The 18,987-nt window shown below is 62.7% G+C and carries 18 protein-coding genes and 1 pseudogene; 8 read left to right on the plus strand and 11 right to left on the minus strand.

Annotated elements, in window-relative coordinates:
* Nucleotides 1-376 (plus strand): annotated as a pseudogene (locus G6N74_RS21825) (HlyD family secretion protein); the annotation flags it as partial.
* 33 nt (nucleotides 377-409) lie between these two features.
* Here the strand turns inward: G6N74_RS21825 and G6N74_RS21830 are convergent.
* Nucleotides 410-1,486 carry an NAD(P)/FAD-dependent oxidoreductase gene (locus G6N74_RS21830; RefSeq protein ID WP_165120131.1) on the minus strand — a complete coding sequence of 359 codons (1,077 nt, stop codon included), beginning with the start codon at nucleotides 1,484-1,486 and terminating at the stop codon, nucleotides 410-412.
* A gap of 143 nt (nucleotides 1,487-1,629) precedes the next feature.
* The gene (locus tag G6N74_RS21835) at nucleotides 1,630-1,950 is read right to left on the minus strand and encodes an ArsR/SmtB family transcription factor (RefSeq protein ID WP_165120132.1); all 321 of its coding nucleotides are present in this window, start codon (nucleotides 1,948-1,950) and stop codon (nucleotides 1,630-1,632) included.
* 46 nt (nucleotides 1,951-1,996) lie between these two features.
* Here G6N74_RS21835 and G6N74_RS21840 point away from each other — a divergent pair, with 46 nt between their 5' ends.
* From G6N74_RS21840 to cml, 3 genes are all read left to right on the plus strand, one after another.
* The gene (locus G6N74_RS21840; protein WP_165120133.1) at nucleotides 1,997-2,479 is read left to right on the plus strand and encodes an SRPBCC family protein; all 483 of its coding nucleotides are present in this window, start codon (nucleotides 1,997-1,999) and stop codon (nucleotides 2,477-2,479) included.
* A gap of 93 nt (nucleotides 2,480-2,572) precedes the next feature.
* Nucleotides 2,573-4,186 (plus strand): EAL domain-containing protein, encoded by a 1,614-nt coding sequence (locus G6N74_RS21845; RefSeq protein ID WP_165120134.1) that lies wholly within the window; start codon nucleotides 2,573-2,575, stop codon nucleotides 4,184-4,186.
* Nucleotides 4,187-4,364: 178 nt separating this feature from the next.
* Nucleotides 4,365-5,576: a CmlA/FloR family chloramphenicol efflux MFS transporter gene (gene cml, locus G6N74_RS21850; RefSeq protein ID WP_312857909.1), complete on the plus strand. Its 1,212-nt coding sequence runs from the start codon at nucleotides 4,365-4,367 to the stop codon at nucleotides 5,574-5,576.
* Between the two features lie 139 nt (nucleotides 5,577-5,715).
* Here the strand turns inward: cml and G6N74_RS21855 are convergent, their stop codons facing one another.
* From G6N74_RS21855 to G6N74_RS21885, 7 genes are all read right to left on the minus strand, one after another.
* Nucleotides 5,716-6,813 carry a DUF1513 domain-containing protein gene (locus tag G6N74_RS21855; RefSeq protein ID WP_165120135.1) on the minus strand — a complete coding sequence of 366 codons (1,098 nt, stop codon included), beginning with the start codon at nucleotides 6,811-6,813 and terminating at the stop codon, nucleotides 5,716-5,718.
* A 2-nt stretch (nucleotides 6,814-6,815) separates the two neighbouring features.
* Nucleotides 6,816-7,892 carry an imelysin family protein gene (locus G6N74_RS21860; protein ID WP_165120136.1) on the minus strand — a complete coding sequence of 359 codons (1,077 nt, stop codon included), beginning with the start codon at nucleotides 7,890-7,892 and terminating at the stop codon, nucleotides 6,816-6,818.
* Nucleotides 7,892-9,421: a di-heme oxidoreductase family protein gene (locus G6N74_RS21865; RefSeq protein ID WP_246245876.1), complete on the minus strand. Its 1,530-nt coding sequence runs from the start codon at nucleotides 9,419-9,421 to the stop codon at nucleotides 7,892-7,894. Before G6N74_RS21865 ends, G6N74_RS21860 begins: the two co-directional genes overlap by 1 nt.
* 73 nt (nucleotides 9,422-9,494) lie before the next feature.
* A complete protein-coding gene (bfr, locus tag G6N74_RS21870; RefSeq protein ID WP_165120138.1) occupies nucleotides 9,495-9,980 on the minus strand; it encodes a bacterioferritin in 486 nt (161 codons plus the stop codon).
* Nucleotides 9,946-10,257, minus strand: coding sequence for a (2Fe-2S)-binding protein (locus G6N74_RS21875; protein WP_165120139.1), 312 nt, complete (start codon nucleotides 10,255-10,257; stop codon nucleotides 9,946-9,948). Before G6N74_RS21875 ends, bfr begins: the two co-directional genes overlap by 35 nt.
* A 125-nt stretch (nucleotides 10,258-10,382) precedes the next feature.
* Complete coding sequence (locus G6N74_RS21880; protein ID WP_205826804.1) at nucleotides 10,383-11,687, minus strand: imelysin family protein; 1,305 nt, start codon at nucleotides 11,685-11,687, stop codon at nucleotides 10,383-10,385.
* Between the two features lie 10 nt (nucleotides 11,688-11,697).
* Complete coding sequence (locus G6N74_RS21885) at nucleotides 11,698-12,207, minus strand: hypothetical protein (protein WP_165120140.1); 510 nt, start codon at nucleotides 12,205-12,207, stop codon at nucleotides 11,698-11,700.
* 396 nt (nucleotides 12,208-12,603) lie between these two features.
* Between G6N74_RS21885 and G6N74_RS21890 the strand changes: the two genes are divergently transcribed.
* Both G6N74_RS21890 and G6N74_RS21895 read left to right on the plus strand, forming a co-directional pair.
* On the plus strand, nucleotides 12,604-13,851 hold the full coding sequence (locus G6N74_RS21890; RefSeq protein WP_165120141.1) for an NAD(P)/FAD-dependent oxidoreductase: 1,248 nt from the start codon (nucleotides 12,604-12,606) through the stop codon (nucleotides 13,849-13,851).
* 23 nt (nucleotides 13,852-13,874) lie between these two features.
* The gene (locus tag G6N74_RS21895) at nucleotides 13,875-14,603 is read left to right on the plus strand and encodes an MBL fold metallo-hydrolase (protein ID WP_165120142.1); all 729 of its coding nucleotides are present in this window, start codon (nucleotides 13,875-13,877) and stop codon (nucleotides 14,601-14,603) included.
* Here the strand turns inward: G6N74_RS21895 and G6N74_RS21900 are convergent.
* Nucleotides 14,600-15,205: a TetR/AcrR family transcriptional regulator gene (locus G6N74_RS21900; RefSeq protein WP_165120272.1), complete on the minus strand. Its 606-nt coding sequence runs from the start codon at nucleotides 15,203-15,205 to the stop codon at nucleotides 14,600-14,602. The two genes, G6N74_RS21895 and G6N74_RS21900, sit on opposite strands and share 4 nt — an antisense overlap.
* 100 nt (nucleotides 15,206-15,305) lie before the next feature.
* On the opposite strand from G6N74_RS21900, the gene G6N74_RS21905 reads away from it, so the two are divergent.
* Nucleotides 15,306-15,830 (plus strand): DinB family protein, encoded by a 525-nt coding sequence (locus G6N74_RS21905; protein ID WP_165120143.1) that lies wholly within the window; start codon nucleotides 15,306-15,308, stop codon nucleotides 15,828-15,830.
* Between the two features lie 43 nt (nucleotides 15,831-15,873).
* Here G6N74_RS21905 and G6N74_RS21910 read toward each other — a convergent pair whose 3' ends face one another.
* Nucleotides 15,874-17,322, minus strand: a complete 1,449-nt coding sequence (locus tag G6N74_RS21910; protein ID WP_165120144.1) for an aldehyde dehydrogenase family protein — start codon at nucleotides 17,320-17,322, stop codon at nucleotides 15,874-15,876.
* Nucleotides 17,323-17,626: 304 nt separating this feature from the next.
* Here G6N74_RS21910 and G6N74_RS21915 point away from each other — a divergent pair, with 304 nt between their 5' ends.
* Entirely contained in the window at nucleotides 17,627-18,865 is a 1,239-nt protein-coding gene (locus G6N74_RS21915) for a TCR/Tet family MFS transporter (protein WP_165120145.1), read from the plus strand.
* The last annotated feature ends 122 nt before the right edge of the window (nucleotides 18,866-18,987 follow it).

Below are 18,987 nucleotides of genomic sequence, written 5' to 3' on the forward strand. Positions count from 1 at the left end.
CACCGAAGCCACCTGCATCTCGAAGCCGATGACCATCATTCCGATGGTCATAACCGAGATGCAGGATCTTATCGCAGCCGGCCAGGTCCGGGCATCGGACCAGTTGATCGACCCACAGCAGGTGGTAAAGCCCGGCACGATCACCGTCTTCATGGAGCCGCTTTTCGAAGGCGGGCTCGACGGCGTCCCGCCCGGCAGCAGCTGCATCGTCAATGCCTATACCAACAATCACGACCTTCTCGCGACAAAGGATCTGAGCACCTCAAAATGGGTGTTTCTCCATGTAATCGACACGGTCGGGGTGGTGCACGCCATCATACTGAGACTGCAGGCGCTGCTTCTGCCCGTGCAGACACTCGTCCTCTCAGGACATTGAAATCAGCGCGGCGCGCAGCGAACGAGATCGCAGTCAGAACCGGTTCGACCTGTATGGCGCAAGCAGCGGGTCTTCCATGCCATGCGCTATTTCCAATGATGCGAGACGCCCGACCAACGGGGCCAGCATCACGCCGACATGCATGACGGACAGGTACAAGCCGGCGATCCCGGGAACCCGTCCGACAATCGGCAAGCCATCCCTTGGAACAGGCCTTATCCCTACCTGGACATCCATCAGTTCGACGTCCTCGCCGCCGGTGAGCTGTTTCCTGATTGCTGCCAGCGCGCGCGCTGCCACGGCTTCAGGTCCGTTCTCCCCAGAGGCATCGATATAATCCTCCGCGCCCACCATGATCGTATCGGTGTGGGGCCGTATCTCCATATGCTGGTTGCACACCACCCGGTTGACCAAACGGCGAGGGGTGCGAAAACGCATCAGGATGCAGGGCGAGGCGTCCAGCGGCAGCCTCAGGCCAAGCGGCTGGGACAAAGCCTTTGCCCCGACCCCTGCCGCCAGCACGACAGCATCGGCCTCGATCTTGCCGGTGGAAGTCACAACGCCGGTCACCCCCGAATCCTGCGTGGAGAGCGACAGGACTTCGCTATCGAGCCGGATACCCGCACCTGCCTCCCTTGCCGCCTGAACGAGAGTTTCCGTCGCAGCCACGGGATCGACGGCACCCTCGCCTGATGCGAAGGCGGCGCTGTCGGGCAGGTTCTTCAGGTTGGGCTCAAGGGCGGCTATCTCGTCGCGCCGAATGAGGCGCAAATCATGCCCCATGGCAGCGCTGTCGTGAGCCAGGCGTTCCGTCTCGAATGGGTCTGCATGCCAGGTCAATGCACCTGACCAATTGACCCGCAGCCGCCCACTCAACTCGCTTTCCAGCCTGTGCCACTCGCCGATGGCCCGCTTGCGCAGTTCCGGATAGGCCTCGGGCAGGCCGTGGGATACGTTGATCCACGCAAACGACCGATGCGTCACGCCACCGGCAGGCTTTCCCCTGTCGACAAGCGTAACCCCGACATTCAGTCTGGCCAGATGATAGGCCATGGAAGCGCCGACGATCCCGGCTCCCACGATGACGACGCTTGATCGCCGTGATGTCATTTTCTGTGCCCGCCCGTTTCCCCGGATTGGTGTCGCAAAGTTCGCGATCAGGCAAGGGCTTTTGCAGCAGGCATTCGCGGCGTCTCAACGCTGGCCGTGTCGCAACGGCGGCTCCCGAACCCGCCCGCCCGCGCTCACTTTGTCTACTCCAGATCGGTTTTCAGCCGGTCCAGCACTTCGGTCGCGTAGGCCGCGTAAGGCCCGATCCAGCGATCGTGGATATGCTTGATCGGCAGGGGATTGAGATGGTTCCAGCGCTCGCGCCCCTCGCGGCGCACGATGATGAGATCAGCCTCCTCCAGCACCTTCAGATGCTGCATCACCGTGCAGCGGTCGAGTGCGGGAAAGCGCGTGCATAGCTCGCCCGTCGTCTGCGGGTCGTCCTTCAAAAGGTCGAGAATCGAGCGCCGGGTGGACGCCGCCAACGCCTTGAAAATCCTGTCATTTTCGACATCGCTTGACATGTTATGTTTTTATAACATAATTGCCCGAAGAACAAGGAGAAAGATCATGGAGCTGAAGTTCAATGTCAGTGCACGGGTCTCGAAACCTGTTGCCCAAGTTTTCGAAGCTGTGGTCGATTCGGCACAGCTGTCGCGCTATTTCACCACCGGCGGCGCCAAGGGCCGGCTGGAGACCGGCGCCACCGTCAGCTGGGACTTTCATGACTTTCCCGGCGCCTTTCCGGTCCATGTCGTCGAGGTCGAGAAGGACAAAAAGATCGTCCTGCAATGGGAGGCCAATGAGGGCGCTCCCTCCGACGGCGAGGCGGCGATCACCGCATCCGCCGGCTACATGACCACGGTGACGATGACTTTTGAGCCGCTGGAGGGTAACCGCACGCTGGTCTCCATCACCGAGGAAGGCTGGCGCGAGACGCCGACAGGCCTGAAGGCCTCCTATGGCAATTGCCAGGGCTGGTCGCAGATGCTTTGCGCGCTGAAAATCTGGCTCGAGCACGACATCAACCTGCGCGAGGGCATGTACAAATAGCGCGGACTTGAAAACAATCCGACAAAGGCGAAAGGGAATTTCTTAACACCGGCCGGCGCATCATGGCCCGCTTGGAATGGCGAAGTTGCGGAGATGGAAATGCGACGTTCCCGCATTATCGCGACCGGTGTCCTGCTGGCTTTGCTCGGCGCTGCAATTCCCATTGCCGCGATGGCCTATATGTCGTGGGCGATTGCAGTGCAGAAGGAGCAATCCCTCCTGAAGCTGTTTGCCGACCGCACGATCGTGCGGGCAAACAGCACCTTCCGCGAAGCGAAAGACGCGCTCGACGCCGTCGAAGCCACGCCGTTCATCCCTTGCTCGGACGAGCACATCGCGCGCATGAGGGTGCTCACTGTCAATACGCCTGCCATCGAGGAAATGGGCTATTTCGAAAACGGTTTTCTCAGATGTACGTCCTGGGGACAGACGGAAGGTAAAATCGCGCTGACGCCTGCAGACTATGTGACCCCGGACGGGCTGGACGTGAAATTGCGGACAAAGCCTCGGGTCACCCAGGGCAATCCGATGATGGCCCTGCGCCATGGCAGGCATAATGTTCTCGTCGTGCCCTCGCGCTTTGTCGATGTCCTGGTCGACGACAGCATGTCACTTGCGCTCGCCAACGACCAGGGCACGCTGATCGATACGCTCAACGCTCCAGACGCAGAGCTCATCAAATCCGCGATCGGCAATCCGCAGGAGGGCATGACCAACGACGCGCTGTATGCCGTGGCCCGCGGCAACGGCCTCGTAGCGGTCGTGACGGAACCGAGAGCAAGCCTCGCCGGCAAGCTGCGCAACGAGCAGATGTTTCTTCTCCCCATCGGGGCCTTCATCGCCGCCTTCATCGTCGGCGTCGTCGTTTGGCTGTCGAGAAAACAGCTTTCGCCGCTGGGCGAGCTTGCAATCGCCGTGCGCAATCGCGAATTCATCGTGCACTACCAGCCAATCATCGAACTCAAGACCGGCATATGCGTCGGGGCGGAGGCGCTGGTGCGCTGGAAGCGCCCCGACGGCAGCATCGTCCGCCCCGACCTGTTCATTCCGTTGGCGGAAGACAGCGGCCTGATCATGCCGATCACCGACCAGGTTTTCGAGGCTATCGTTTTCGACCTGAACCGGATGCTGGTCGAAGACCGGACACTGCACATCGCCATCAACATCTGCGCCGCCGACATCAAGTCCGGCCGAATTCTCGACTTCATTGAAGACAGGCTGCGCCACACCGGCATCCGGCCGACGCAGATATGGCTGGAGGCGACCGAGCGCAGCTTCATCGACATCGATGCCGCGCGCGTGACGCTCGGCCGGGCGCGCGCGTTCGGCCATTCGGTGGCGATCGACGATTTCGGCACCGGCTATTCGAGCCTGCAATATCTGCAGGGCCTGCCCATGGATGCGCTGAAAATCGACAAGTCCTTCGTCGACACGGTCGGCAAGAATACGGCCACCAGCTCGGTGACGTCCCACATCATCGACATGGCGAAGGCGCTCGGCCTCTATACGGTGGCGGAGGGCATCGAAACCACCGAGCAAGCCGACTATCTCAAAGCGCAGGGCGTCGATTTCGGACAGGGATGGCTGTTCTCCAAGGCGCTGCCTGCCGCCGAATTCATCGCCTATCATCGCCGCAGCAAGGAGATTTACGGCACGGCACCGGAGGTCATTCAGGTGGCGGCCGTTGCCGGATCGGCCCGAGGCTGATAAAGCACGGCGCATTCATTCACGGGGCAAGACCATGGGAACCACCAAGTCAGCAGACAAGTAAGCCGCAGCAACTCGACTGTTGTTGCGGCGTCTGTCCCGTCATTCCCGGTTTGAAATACCGATCCCGATAGCCAGATCGCCGCCAGATCTTACCCATTTGAGCGGATGCATAATCGTGCCTTATCAAAACTCCCCTTCTCCCGCGCCGAAGGCGTGGAACTACGCCCTGCCCTCAGCCCTGCTGCTGATGGCGCCCTTCGACATCCTGGCCTCACTGGCCATGGATATCTACCTCCCGGTCGTCCCAGCGATGCCCGGCATTCTCGGCACCACGCCGGCGGTCGTGCAACTGACGCTGAGCCTCTACATGATCATGCTCGGCCTCGGCCAGATCGTCTTCGGGCCTATCTCCGACCGCATCGGCCGCCGTCCGGTGCTGATTGGCGGGGCGCTTCTCTTTGCGGCGAGTTCGCTCCTGCTTGCCGGCACCTCGTCGGCTTCGATCTTCGTTGCCCTGCGCCTGCTGCAGGCGGCGGGTGCGTCGGCGGCCCTCGTCGCCACCTTCGCCACCGTTCGCGACGTCTATGCCGAGCGACCGGAAAGTGCCGTCATCTACAGCCTGTTCAGCTCCATGCTGGCTTTCGTACCGGCACTCGGCCCGATCGCCGGCGCGCTGATCGCCAATCACCTCGGCTGGCGTTTCATCTTCGTCACGCTCGGCGTGCTCGCCCTCGCCGCCTCGCTGAATGCCGTGCCAAGATGGCATGAGACGCGGCCTGCAGGCACGTCGGCACAGCGGCCGGCCTTCGGGCCGATCCTCAGGAGTTTTGCCTTCTGGACCTACACGCTCGGCTTCAGTGCGGCGATGGGCGCGTTCTTCGTCTTCTTCTCGACGGCGCCGCGCGTGCTTATCGGCCGGGCCGGTTTCTCCGAGATTGGCTTCAGCGTCACTTTTGCCACCGCGGCACTGGTGATGATCGCCACCACGCGCTTCGCCAAGCGCTTCGTCGCGCGCTGGGGCATTGCCGGCAGCCTTGCGCGCGGCATGGCGATGCTGCTTGCCGGCGCTGTTCTGCTGGCAGGGGGACAGCTTCTGTTCGAGCCATCCTTCTGGACGTTTGTCGCGCCTATGTGGGTCATCTCGGTCGGCATAGTCCTTACCGGTTCGGTGACGGCAAACGGCGCGCTGCAGGCGTTCGGCGATGTCGCTGGCACGGCGGTGGCGCTGTATTTCTGCGTCCAGAGCCTGATCGTCGGCATCATTGGCACGCTGATGGTCGTACTACTCGGCGGCGACACGGCATGGCCGTTGGCCGGCTATTGCACGATCATGGCGCTGGTGACGCTGGGCATGCTGGCGCTGTTACAAAGCCGGCAAAGCACCTGAGAACCTGTCGAAATTCGGGCTAGGGTGAGCCGAGAATGGCAGACTTCGAGAACCGGAGCGGAGCGTACTTTAGTACGTGAGCACCGGAAGCGCAGAAGCTGCCTTTCGCAGGCCGCCATCGCCCGAATAGCGGCAGGTTCTAGCCGATTCTAAGGAGATGATTATCCCAGACATAATCGGCTTCCTCGACCGTGCCGCCGGCAGGGTCGAGGATTTCGCCCGTTCCGGTAGTGGCGCGGAAGCCGGCGTGGTCGGGCGCGAGGCCGCAGACCTCGCGCAGCGACTGGTCCGAAACGATCCTGCCGCTCGCCGCCTCGAAGACGGCGAAGGTATTGCCCTGCGGCGACGACACCGCCACTGTGCCGGCGTCGCGGTTGGCGGCGACCGAGCCGATATAGTTGCGGAAGCCGCCGAGCACATCTTCCGGCATGTCGAGAAGCTGAAGCTCCTTGCCGCGCTCGGCCTTGCCGACGAGCGAGGGCGTTTCGGTTGCCGGGCCTCTGTGCTGGCAGCCGAACCAGACCGCGCCGGTTGCGTCCGTATCCATGTGGCGGATGGAAAGCTGGTGCAGCGTTGGGGGCAATTCATGGCTTTCGATCAGGTCGCCCGAGACGCGATCGACGAACACCAGCGACGGCTTCATCGTCGACAGGTTCATCTCGGCGCGGCCGAAATCCGGATGGGTCTCGATGCCGCCATTGGCGATGGCGAGCGTGCGGCCGTCGTCGAGCAGCAGCAGCTCATGCGGCCCGACACCATGGGTCGGGAATTCGCCAAGCCGTCGAAAGCCGTCGCGCGCATCATAGATGCCGACCATGCCGGCGGCGTTGTCGAAATCATTCTCGGTCGCATAAAGCAGCGCGCCGTCCGGTGAAAAGACGCCATGGCCGAAGAAATGACGGTCCGGCAGGCTGGCGATGGTCTGCGGCTCCGCCTTGCCGGTGTGGTCGAAGGCGACGAAGAAGGTGCCGGGCTGGCGCGCAAACACCACGGACCTTCCCGATACCGGATCGAAGGTCACGTCATGGCCGCGATCGGGCAAATCGACCTGATGCAGCAGCTTGCCGGCTTCAGACAGGACCGCCGCGCCATAGCTGCCGTCGCGCCTCTGGTAGGCGGTGGCAAAGACGGCGTCGGCATCCAGCGTCTTCGCCCAGGCCGCAGGCGCCAGCGATGCGGCAAAGGCGGCACCCGAAGCCTTCAGGAAGTCGCGGCGATCGATGAGCGGCGTGCGCATGGTCAGTCCCCGTCGAGCGAAGAGAAACCCGAGGTCAGGCCGAGTTCGCCGGCGAGCCGCTTGCCGAATAGTTCGCTCAGGCTCGATGTCACGACGCTGAAGTAGGAGAGCCTGCCGCGCCGCTGCGGATCGGCCAGCACCTCGGTCAGCGGACCTTCCGAGCCCGCTGCTGCCCTTGCTGCATTGGCGAATTCGAAGTTGATGGAATTTTCGATCCAGCGCATCTCATCGGAAAGCGCATCGCCAAGACCGGAGATTTCGAACAGCGCTTTCATGCCAGCCAGATTGCCGGCGACCGAATCGACCGTCTTTTCCGAGCGCCAGAACAGCGCCTGTTTCGGCTTGTCCTCCGCCGCCGTCATCTTGCCGAGAAAGCCGCCCAGCCGCACGTCGCGGTCCATCTCCAGCCCAGTGACGAAGACGTCGAACAGTTCGCCGACCGCCTCGTCATTGTTGCGGTAGAGCGGGTTGTTCGCGCCCGGCTTCGCCCATGTGCCGGCAAAGCCGTCAGGCGCATTCCAGGCCTGCTCGAGCTCGCTGGCCATCGTATCGAGATTGATCGCGATCGACGCACCGAAGCTGCAGCGATAGGCGCCGTCGGTGCCGGCAAGCGTGTCCGCGTCGGTGCCGAACAGCACGAATTCCAGCGCGCCGAGGCCCTGCATGGCGACGCTCTTGGCCGCCAGCTGGGCCGGATCGGCAGCGGTCTCGTCCTTGGACTGGATCGCCGCCTGAACCTGCTTCAGGCCGATGCTCTTGCGGTCCGGCCAGAACAGGATGCGGTCAAGCCGGTTCTGCTCCGTTACGGGACCGAACCGGATGATTTCTGCCTTCGACCAGGCATCGACGGTGCCGCCGAACGCCTTTCGCGCCGTGGCGAGCGCGGCGCCGGAAGGTGCGGAGCACAACGCCTTGACATCGGTCGAGAGCTGCGACGTCGCCTGATGGAAGCCGTGATAGGCAGGCCGCACGAAACCGTCGATGACCTTGCCGACGATCTTCGGCGCGTCGAGTTCCGCGGCATAAGCGGCGGACTGGCCCAGCACGAAAAATGCAGCGGCAACCAAAACCCTGAACATCACAGCGACTCCAGAAATTTCACCAGCGCATCGCGCTCGGTTTTCGACAGCGCGGCAAAGCGATCGCGCGCAACCTGCCCCTCGCCGCCATGCCACAGGATCGCCTCGACCAGATTGCGGGCGCGCCCGTCATGCAGGAAGAAGGTGTGGCCGTTGACGCGCTTGGTCAGGCCGATGCCCCACAGCGGCGCGGTGCGCCATTCGTTGCCCGTCGCGTCGCCCACCTGCTGTCCGTCGGCCAGCCCGTCACCCATGTCGTGCAGCAGAAGGTCGGTATAGGGCCATATCAGCTGGAAGGACTGCGCCTTGTTGGGCGCATCGCGGCGGGTGACGAATTTCGGGGTGTGGCAGGACGCGCAGCCGCTTTCGTAAAACACCTTCTTGCCGGCCAGCACGTCGGCCTTGCCGACATCGCGGCGGGCCGGCACGGCGAGGTTCTGCGAATAGAAGGTGACGAGGTCGAGGATCGGGTCGGGCGCCTCGGTGTCGCCCAGCCGCTCCTGCACGCCGTTCGGCATGGCGAGGCATTTTTCCTGCGCCTTGGTGCAATCGCCCCAATGGTTCGGCACGTCCGGGTTGGAGATGCCGATGTCACCGGCAAAGGCTTCCGCCGACTGGCGGCGGATGGACGGCGTCGACGCCTTCCAACCGAAGCGGCCGAGCGTCAGCTCACCGGTCTTGTGGTCGCGCACGATCGAGGCTTTGCCGGAGATGCCGTCGCCGTCCTTGTCGTCGGGGTCGGCGCGGGCGAGGATATCGGCAGGGTGGATCTGCTCGAGCAGGCCGAGGCCGATCATCTGGGGCGTGACGCGCGGCGACAGCGTGACGCGCGGGTCGATCGGCCCTTGCGCCAGATTGGTCACCGAATAGGTCGGCTTGCGCAGCGAAACGACCGTGCCGTCGGCCAGCGTCACCGGCTGCTCCTCATAGGAGATCGCCATCTTGCCTTCGCCGGCAAGACCCGGAACGGCAAGATCCTGCAACTGCCCGCCATAGGTAGGATCGGGGAAATTCAGCGCCGTCTTGTGCGCGATGGCCGCCTTTTCCTCGTCGGTCTCGGCCTGACGCGCAAGGCGCAGGAACATCGATGTTGCGTCTGGGTTGCCTTCCGGCGGATGGCCACGACCGTCCTTCAGGTGGCAGCTCTGGCAGGCGCGGGCATTGAACAACGGTCCGAGCCCGTCGGACGCCTGCGTCGATGACGGCGACGACACCCACAGCTTGCGAAACAGCGCATTGCCGAGCTTGAAGGTGCCTTCTTCCTCGAAGGTGATGTTGGCGGAAAACTGCGAGAACGCATCCTGGTTGACGCGCTTGCGCGAGGTGCCGGCGCCGCCCTGCATCTGCTCGAATTCTTCCGGCTTGGAAAAATCGCCCGTCGGCTTGGTGATCGCCTCGACGCGGCCGAGGTCTTTGGTGTCGAGATCGGTGCGCGTGGTGGCAAGGCCGGCGGGTTCGGTTTCGCCGGCATGAGCGGGAGCCGCAATGAGAACTGCGGCAATTCCGCAAAAAAACCCGCGGCGCAGCATGGCGGTCACGCAGGTAGCGATCGCAGGCAGGACGCGGCGCGTCAAATTGTAGGCGCGCCGCATGGTCTCATGCCTATTCCGCGTCGTCCGCCGACGCTGCATTCAGCTGGCCGTACTTCTGTTCGCCGATCTTGGCGAGAAGGTCGAGCTGCGTCTCGAGGAAGTCGATGTGACCTTCCTCATCCGTCAGCAGCTGCTCGAATATCTTCATGGTCACGTAGTCGCCTATGTCCTGGCAGATTTCGCGGGACTTCTTGTAGGACGTCCGCGCGTCATATTCGCCGGCAAGATCCGATTCCAGCACTTCCTTGACGTTCTGCCCGATGCGCAGCGGCGCAACCGACTGAAGGTTCGGATGGCCCTCGAGGAAGATGATGCGCTCGATGATCTTGTCGGCGTGGTGCATTTCCTCGATCGATTCCTCGCGTTCCTTCTTCGCGAGCTTCTTGTAACCCCAGTCGTCGAGCAGGCGGTAGTGCAGCCAGTACTGGTTGACGGCGCCCAGCTCCAGAAAAAGCGCCTCGTTAAGCCGCTCGATGACCTGTTTTTCGCCCTTCATGGCTCCTGCTCCCAAATTGGCCGCGCAGACCTCGCACGCGGTCCAGGTGTGAAACGATGTCCATTTCGTTCGCCTCCGAACGGGAATGGTAGTGTTCGGTGACCCGAATGATCGTTTCCACCACATTTGGGAAGCAGCCGCAACAGCGTCCGCGCTTTTGCAGAGAATGATAGACCTTCGCCGGCACGATGAGGTGCCAGGGGTTTTCATCCAGAAGGGCGATGATCGCCTCCTCGATCTCCTTCTCGGTAATCAGGTTACAATGGCATACAAGCATGCTTTGCTCTGGTGGCTGACGGCGGCTTGGCGCCGTTTGGCTGTTGAACTTTCTTCCGTTTGACCATGATCTTTCCCAAAAACCGGCTTCGGCTTTGCTGGATCATCGCCGGGACCCCGCAGGGCTTACTTGAACACCTTGTCGGGCGAATCGAGGCTGTCCGAGCCTTCGAACGCGATCGAATCGAGCTTGAGCACGGCAACCGCGCGCTCGATCGACTTGGTCTGATCGACCAGCGCGTCGATGGCCTTCTGCACGCGGGCATTGCCCTCGGTGTTGCCTTCGCCGATCTGCTGGTCATAGGCCTCGCCGCCTTCGGCTGCCTTGACGATGGCTTCCATGTCGGCCACGGTCACGTCCAGCTTGGCCGAAAGCTCCGCATCCACGGCCGGATCGGCAGCCTTCACCAGCGCCTGAACCGACGGACCTTCGACGACCGTGCCGTCGATGCGCTTGTACTTGCCGAGATAGGCGTCGCGGATGCCGACGGCATCGTAGAGATGCGAGATATGGGTATTGTCGGAGAAGCAGTCATGCTCCTCTTCCGGATCGTGCAGCAACAGGCCGAGCTTCATGCGCTCGCCGGCCAGTTCGCCGTAGGAGAGCGAACCCATGCCGGTGAGGATGACCGAGATGCCGGCATTGGCCTGTCCATCGACAAGCGTCTTGCGGGCTTCGCCGTCCGGACCCCAGTTGCCGACCATCTCTTCGAGGTCGCTGACCAGCAGTTTTGCGGCCGACGACAGGTACTGCGCGCGGCGGTCGCAATTGCCGCCGGTGCAGTTGGCGGTGTCGTAATCGGTATAGGGGCGGTTGCCGGCGCCGGGTCCGGTGCCGTTCAGGTCCTGGCCCCAGAGCAGGAATTCGATGGCGTGATAGCCGGTGGCGACATTGGCCTCGATGTCGCCGGCTTCCTGCAGCTTGCCCGACAGGAATTCCGGGGTGAGGTTGGTGGCGTCCACCTTCTGGCCGTTGATCTCGATTTCCTTGTTGGCGATCACATTGGCCGTATAGAGCGTGTTCTCATCCGACTCGGTGCCGTAGCTCTTGTCGACATAGTCGATCAGACCTTCGTCCAGCGGCCAGGAGTTCACGCGGCCTTCCCAGTCATCGACGATCGGATTGCCGAAGCGATAGACCTCGGTCTGCTGGTAGGGGATGCGCGCGGCCTTCCACGCCGTGCGGGCAGCTTCCAGCGTCTCGGCCGAGGGCTTGGCGATGAGCGCGGAAACCGCCTCGTCGAGCGCCTTTGCCGTGGTCAGTGAATCCTCGTATTTTGCGAGGCCGATGTCGGCATAGCTGGAAACCACCGCCTTGGCATCGGTGTCGGCCTTTGCCGGCAGAACGAAGATCGCGGCCGTCAGGGCAGCCGTCGCTGCGATTGCCGCCAGTCGCCCGCTTTTGCGCGTCGTCACCATTGTGGCTTTCATTTCATTCTCCTCAGTGAACGGTGGCGCGGGGTGCGGCACGCGACAGGACGTCTTCGATTGCGCCTTGCGGGATAGGCAGAAGGAATTGCTGCAGCCCGGACAGTATTTCGGCAAAGCTTGCCGCCGCCTCGCCGATCGGCCCGTGCAACGGCGTACACGCCATCGCACCGAGACAGGCGCGCGCGGCGCCGTCATCGTTGTGCTGGATGGCAGCAATAAGGCCGAGCGTCATGCATTCGTCGCGGCAGATATGGTGCGCACCGAAGGGAAAGCTGCGCAGCGGGCAGGCGGCGCACTGCCGCAGCGTGCGCACATAATGCGAAAGCTCGCCCAGCGCGCGACGGCCTTCGACGCCGCCGAGAAGCTCGGTGTACAGCGCGAAGGTAAGCTCCCAGGGTGCTACCGAGCCGGTCTCGAAGCCGGCCATCCAGCGGCGATAGCCCTCAAGCACAAGCTTTTCGGGAACGCGCTCGAAATAGCAGCCGCCACTCGCGTCAAAATCGGGAATCCGCAACGACATCAGCAGCTTCTCATATTGCTGCCGCCGGTCGCGGGCGTGCCGCGCCAGCGCGCGGACCAGAAGAAACAGACATCAAAGTCCTCCAATCGAACGGGTTCAAGGCCCAAACATCAAAGGGATATGCCACCATCGGCATGGTGCCCTTAAAACGCCAGCGTCATCAAAAGTCAACAGGAATCAGACGAAAACGACTATAAATCAATAGCTTAGAACTATTCTAAACTAGCAGCATCAAGTTTAATGCCTGACACGGATGCCGACTGAGCCAAGAGGTCGTGGGGCAGGACGCTTGACACCGCCATATTCCAGGTGCGACCCAGAAGCCGCTTTCCCGGTCGGTTCGGGACGGATCGGAGGCACGGTGGGAGCCTATTCTGTGTCCGGAAACCAAAATTCATGAAAAACGGCGTTGTCATTATCGGTACGGGTCATGGCGGGGTGCAGGCAGCGGCCAGCCTGCGCGAGGAAGGCTATGACGGGCCAGTGACGCTGGTCGGCGACGAAAACGAGCTGCCCTATCACAAGCCGCCTCTGTCCAAGACCTTCATCAAAGACGCGCAAGCGCAGCCGCAGGTGCTGCGCGCCGAAATCTTCTACGCCAGTGGCAAGATCGATCTCAGGCTCGGCAAGAGCGTCGAGCGGATCGACCTTGCGGCCAAGCGCCTCGATCTTGCCGGCGGCGAAAAGATCGCCTTCGACCATGCGATCCTGGCGACCGGCTCGCGCCCGCGCATCCTGAAGCTCAACGGCTCGGACCTTGGCGGTGTGCTGTCGCTGCGCTCCATTGCCGATGCCCGCGCCATCCGCGAACGCAGCGCCGGTGTCGAGGATGTCGTCGTTCTCGGCGGCGGCTTCATCGGCCTTGAGATCGCAGCCACACTGGCGCTCGGCGGACGGCGCGTCACCGTGGTCGAAGCACAGGACCGGCTGCTTGGCCGTGCCGTGGCCCCGGCAATCTCGGCGCATGTGCGCCAGCGGCTGGAAGCCTCCGGCATCCGCATCCTGACCAACACCACCATCGACCGCCTTGAAGGCGACAACGGCCATGTCAGCGCCGCCGTCACCTCCGCCGGCGAGCGTCTGCCGGCGCGCATGGTCATCGTCGGCGTCGGCGTCGTGCCCAATGTCGAACTCGCCGACGCCGCCGGCATCGCCACTGCAAACGGCATTCGCGTCGATGGCCAATTGCGCTCGTCGCAGGCCGAAATCCTCGCCATCGGCGATGCTGCCAGCTACCGGCACTGGTTTTCAGGCGACGATGTGCGGCTGGAATCGGTGCAGAACGCCACCGACCATGCAAGGCTCGCCGCGCGCACCATCACCGGCCATTCGGACCCTTACCGGAGCCTGCCGTGGTTCTGGTCGGATATCGGAGACATGAAGCTGCAGATGGTCGGACTGGCCTCGGCCAGCGACCGCAATCTCATCGTCGGCGACCTGGCCGACAACAAATTCTCCGTCTACCACTATGCCGGCGACCAGCTGATCGCGATCGAATCCGTCAACCGGGCGGGCGACCATATGCTCGGCCGCAAGATGCTCGGTGCAGGCTTCTCGCCGAATGCCGAGGTCGTGGCGGCAGGCGCGGACGCCCTGAAAGCGGCTTTCACCGAAGCGCAAAAGGAAGCGCAGGCCGTCATCTGAATTTCAACGGTCGCGGGGCTGACATGGAAATTGCACCGGCAGGACAGTGGTTCAGGAAAACCGTGGTCGACAGCGCCGTAACGCGTTTCGAGGAGCCTTTCGTCCATCCCTATTTCGCTGCCAATATCTGGTTCGTCAGGGGCGCAGACGCCGACCTGCTGGTGGATGCCGGCATGGGCCTGCGGCCGCTGACGCCCGCGCTCGACCTGACGCCCGGCAAGCCGGTTCTGGCGCTCGCGACCCACATCCATCTCGATCATGTCGGCGCACTCTGCGAGTTCGAGAATCGCCTCGGCCCGCGCGAGTCGGCTGCGGCCTTCGCCACCATGCCGGACACGCTGACCTATGCGCACGAATTCCGCCATCTGGACGACGCCGTCAGCGCGCTGCCTTCGCCGGGCTGGACGCCCGACGACTACCAGCTGACGCCCGCGCCGCTTACGCGCATCCTCACCGAAGGCGACGTGATCGATCTCGGCGACCGCTCCTTCACCGTGCTCGAACTTCCCGGCCACTCGCCCGACGGCATCGGCCTGCTCGACGAAAAAAGCGGCCTCTTCTTCGGCGGCGACGCCATCTATGACGCCCAGCTTCTCGACGACATGCCCAACTCCGACCGCGCCGTCTACCGCCAAACGATGGAGCGGCTAAAGACGCTTCCGATCAGCATCGGCCATGGCGGCCACGGACCAAGCTTCGATGCCCGGCGCATGAGTGAGATTATCGAGGCGTATTTGTGGCGGGCAGCTTAAGCCGTCGCTTCGTCGCCCGCATCGGCAAGGTATAGGCTGACCAACCGGACCAACTCGCTTTGCATTGTCGAATCCGTCAGCATGCCACGGCGCGCAGCATTGTGAATCACGCCATCGATCGCATCGGAAATGATCAGCGCGGCTGTGTGGTCGGCTCCGTTGGGCAGGCGGTTCCGATAAGCGCCTACGGCCTCTGCATAGTAGTTGAGATACTCTATCTCGAATTCGCTGTTGGGATTCCGATAGTCGTCAGAACTCGGAGCTTCATCGAGCAATACCCTATGCAGTCCGGGATAGATGCTGTGGGCGTCGACCATCGCGTGAACGAGGTTTGCCACGAACTGCACTGGCGATAACCCATCGGCCTTGGATTTACGCATGACGGCAAGACAGTCTTCGAGATGCCGCCTGCGGATGGCATCGACCAGAGAAAGCTTGTCCGGGAAATACTGATACAGCGAGCCGATGCTCACTCCGGCCAAGTCTGCAACCTTGTTGGTCGTAAAACCGGCCCACCCCTCATTGCCTAGAATGCGAGCACCAGCCTGAATGACCGTTTCAACCGTCGCACGGGAACGGGCTTGGCGCGGCTCCTTGCGCATTACCGACTGCCCTTTTGCAATGCGAGTAGACAACGAAACCTCCTTGTACAAAATGTGAGTAAATTACTCGCATTCTTCGGAACTTGGAAGGACTAGTCTCATGAGCGCTTTGCTTCAGAAACTCTACACCTATCATGCTTGGGCTAATAACGATCTATTCGACAAGCTGGGAGCACTGGATCAAGAGGAATACAAAACCCAACTGCACACCGCCTTGCGGCTGATCAACCACTATTATGTCGTGGCTCGAATCTTCACCGCGCATCTAACCGGCGAGCAGCATGGCTTTACCTCCGACAACACGGACGAGACGCCAACCTTGGCCGATCTACGCGCTGCCGTAACATCTTCCGATCAATGGTATCTCGACTATCTTCGCCGCGTCTCGACCGAAAATCTGGCCGAGGCCATGCCGTTCATTTTTACCGATGGCGACAAGGGCTATATGACCAGAGAAGAGATGCTGACTCACGTTGCCTTGCACGGAGCCTACCATCGCGGCGAGGTCGGCCGGATACTCTGGCAACTCTCCATCACCCCGCCTTGGGATACCTTTGCCGTCTATCTTCATCGGACCGATCCGACGCGGCGACAGCAAGGCGGCAAGCAGCTCATCCTCGCTTGAGGAGCGGGCCGAAAGCCCGCCCCTTTTTCCGTTACGGCGCGGATCAGGCTTCCTGAGCGCCCCAGCCGGAAATGGCCTTGACCTCGAGAAAGTCCTCGAGACCCCATTTGCCGCCTTCCCGGCCGAGGCCCGACTGCTTGTAGCCGCCGAACGGGCTGCCCGAGCCGCGCGAGGCGCCATTGATCTGCACCATGCCGGCGCGCAGGCGGCGCGCGACGCGATGGGCCTTTTCCTCGTCACCGGTCTGGATGTAGCTCGACAGGCCATAGGGCGTGTCGTTGGCGATGGCGATGGCATCTTCCTCGCTGTCGAAGGGGATCATCGTCAGCACCGGCCCAAAAACTTCCTCCTGGGCGATGCGCATGTCGTTCGACACGTCGGCAAAGACGGTCGGGCGCACGAAATAGCCGCGGTTGAAACCTTCCGGACGGCCAAGCCCGCCGGCGACGAGCCGCGCGCCTTCCTTGATGCCGACATCGATCAGGCCCTGGATCTTGTCGAACTGCGCTTCCGAGACGACCGGGCCGATATGATCGCCGTCGTCGGTCGGGTTGCCGACCTTGGCGTTCTTGGCAAAGTCGGCCGCGACTTCGACGGCGCGGTCATAGACCGAGCGCTCGACCAGCATCCGGGTCGGCGCGTTGCAGGACTGGCCGGTGTTTTCGAAGCAATGGGCAAGACCGCGATGCACGGCAGCCTGAAGGTCGCTGTCGGCGAAGACGATGTTGGGCGACTTGCCGCCGAGTTCCAGCGTCACGCGCTTGACCGTCTCGGCCGCAGCCTTGGTGACGGCGATGCCGGCGCGGGTGGAGCCGGTGAATGACATCATGTCGATGCCGGGATGGCGCGACATCGCCTCGCCGACGGTCGGGCCGTCGCCATTGACCATGTTGAACACGCCGGCCGGGAAGCCTGCCTCCTCCATCATCTCGGCAAAGACGATCGACGACATCGGCGCGATTTCGGACGGCTTCAGAACCACGGTGCAGCCGGCGGCGATGGCCGGCACGACCTTCAGCGTCACCTGGTTCATCGGCCAGTTCCACGGCGTGATCAGGCCGCAGACGCCGATCGGCTCATGGACGATGCGGTCGTTGGGGGCGATATCGCTCAGCCGGTGCTCGAAGTCGAAATTCTTCAGCGTGCGGATGAAGCTCTTGATGTGGCTGACGCCGACGGCTGCCTGGGATTCGGTCGCGAGCTTGATCGGCGCGCCCATTTCCGAGGAGATGGCGCCGGCCATGTCGGGCAAGCGCTTCTTGTAGGCTTCGAGCAGCTTTTCGAGATATTCGACGCGCTCCTCGCGGCTGGTGCGGCTCCAGCTGTCGAACGCCTTGCGCGCGGCTGCGACAGCCTTGTCGACATCGGCACTCGAGCCGAGCGAGATGACGGCAAAGGCCTGCTCGTCGGCGGGATTGATGACCTCCAGCTCCCTGGGCGCGACCGGAGCCGTCCATTTTCCATCGATGAAGAAATCTGTCTTGCGCAGCATCTTTTATCTCCTTTGGTGACGGCTGTTGAGGTCGACGACGCAAGCATCGTTGCGGCGCTCGCGACCTGCTCTTTAGCTAAAGACGCATAAAGCAAGGTTCAAATGGCGTGGCTATCACAGACCTCGCCGTGGCGCTCAAGAGTCCCGCCTGTGGCCCAATGGTTTCGGCCACAAAGCACAATCGTCGCGCGTTTCCTGCAACAGCTTCAACCAAACTGCCACATCCTGTCAGGACATTTTCCCCTGCGGGATGGCCGAGAATTGAAGCGCCCCCTATAAATCCGCTCCCAATCGAGCAACCATCATGACAGTCCTCTCCGGCTCGCGCCGCCAGGCGGCAATCGCCTTCATTCTCGTCACCGCCGTACTCGACGTCGTGGCAATGGGCATCATCATTCCGGTGCTGCCCTCGCTGATCGAGGAATTCGTCGGTTCGAATGCCGAGGCCGGCTGGATCAACGGCGTCTTCGTGGCGCTGTGGGCCGGCATGCAATTCGTGGCATCTCCGATCATCGGCTCGCTGTCGGATCGCTACGGCCGGCGGCCGGTGATCCTGCTCTCCACCGTCGGGCTCGCCGCCGACTACGTGCTGATGGCGGTCGCGCCAAACCTGTGGTGGCTGGCGCTCGGCCGCATCATCGCCGGCATCACCTCGTCGAGCTTCACCACCGTCTTCGCCTATATGGCCGATATCACGGCACCGGAGGAACGCGCCCGCGGCTACGGCCTGATTGGTGCTGCCTTCAGCGCCGGCTTCGTCGCTGGCCCGCTGCTCGGTGGCGTGCTCGGCGAGATTTCACCGCGCGCGCCCTTCTGGTTCGCTGCCGGCATGAGCGGCATCGCCTTCCTCTACGGCCTGTTCGCCTTGCCGGAATCGCTTGTCCCGGCCAAGCGCATGCAGTTCTCCTGGAAACGCGCCAATCCCTTCGGCGCGATGATGCTGCTGCGCTCGCATACCGAACTGCTGGGGCTGGCCTTCGTGACCTTCCTGCTGCACTTCGCCCACCACGTCTTTTCCGCCGTCTTCGTGCTCTATGCCGCCTATCGCTATGGCTGGCACGCCTGGGAGGTCGGCGTGCTGCTGGCGATGGTCGGCGTGCTCGACATGATCGTGCAGGGCGCGCTCGTCGGCCCGGCGGTCAAGCGCTTCGGCGACCGCGCCACCATGGTCTTCGGCCTGTTCGGCGGCGCCGTCGGCATCGCCTGCATGGGGCTGGCGCCGACCGGCCTGCTGTTCACGCTGGCGATGTTCCCGAATGCGCTGTGGGGCCTTGCCATGCCGACGCTGCAATCGCTGATGACGCGGCGTGTTTCGGAGTCGGAACAAGGCCAGCTCCAGGGTGCCAATATGAGCGTCGCCAGCATCGCCGGCGTCGCCTCGCCGCTGTTCTTCGGCGCCGTCTATGCCTTCACCTTGCGCGACGGCTCGTGGCTGCCCTATCCCGGCGCGTCCTTCCTGATAGCGGCAGCGGTGCTTCTATGCGCAGCGATTTTGGGCTGGGTGGTGGCGCGGCAGGCGGGCCGGGCAACAAGCTTAAGATAAGGTTATCGGAAATCAGGCCAGAGCAGCGAAATCACGCCTGAAATCCTGACAATATATTACCCCAGGACTCCAAAGTTGTTCCCTCGCCTTGGAACCGCAGGAGGCTTGCCGCATTTGCTGCC

Origin of the sequence: Mesorhizobium zhangyense, assembly GCF_011045115.1 — a bacterium.
In the GTDB taxonomy this organism is placed as follows: Bacteria; Pseudomonadota; Alphaproteobacteria; order Rhizobiales; family Rhizobiaceae; genus Mesorhizobium_M; species Mesorhizobium_M zhangyense.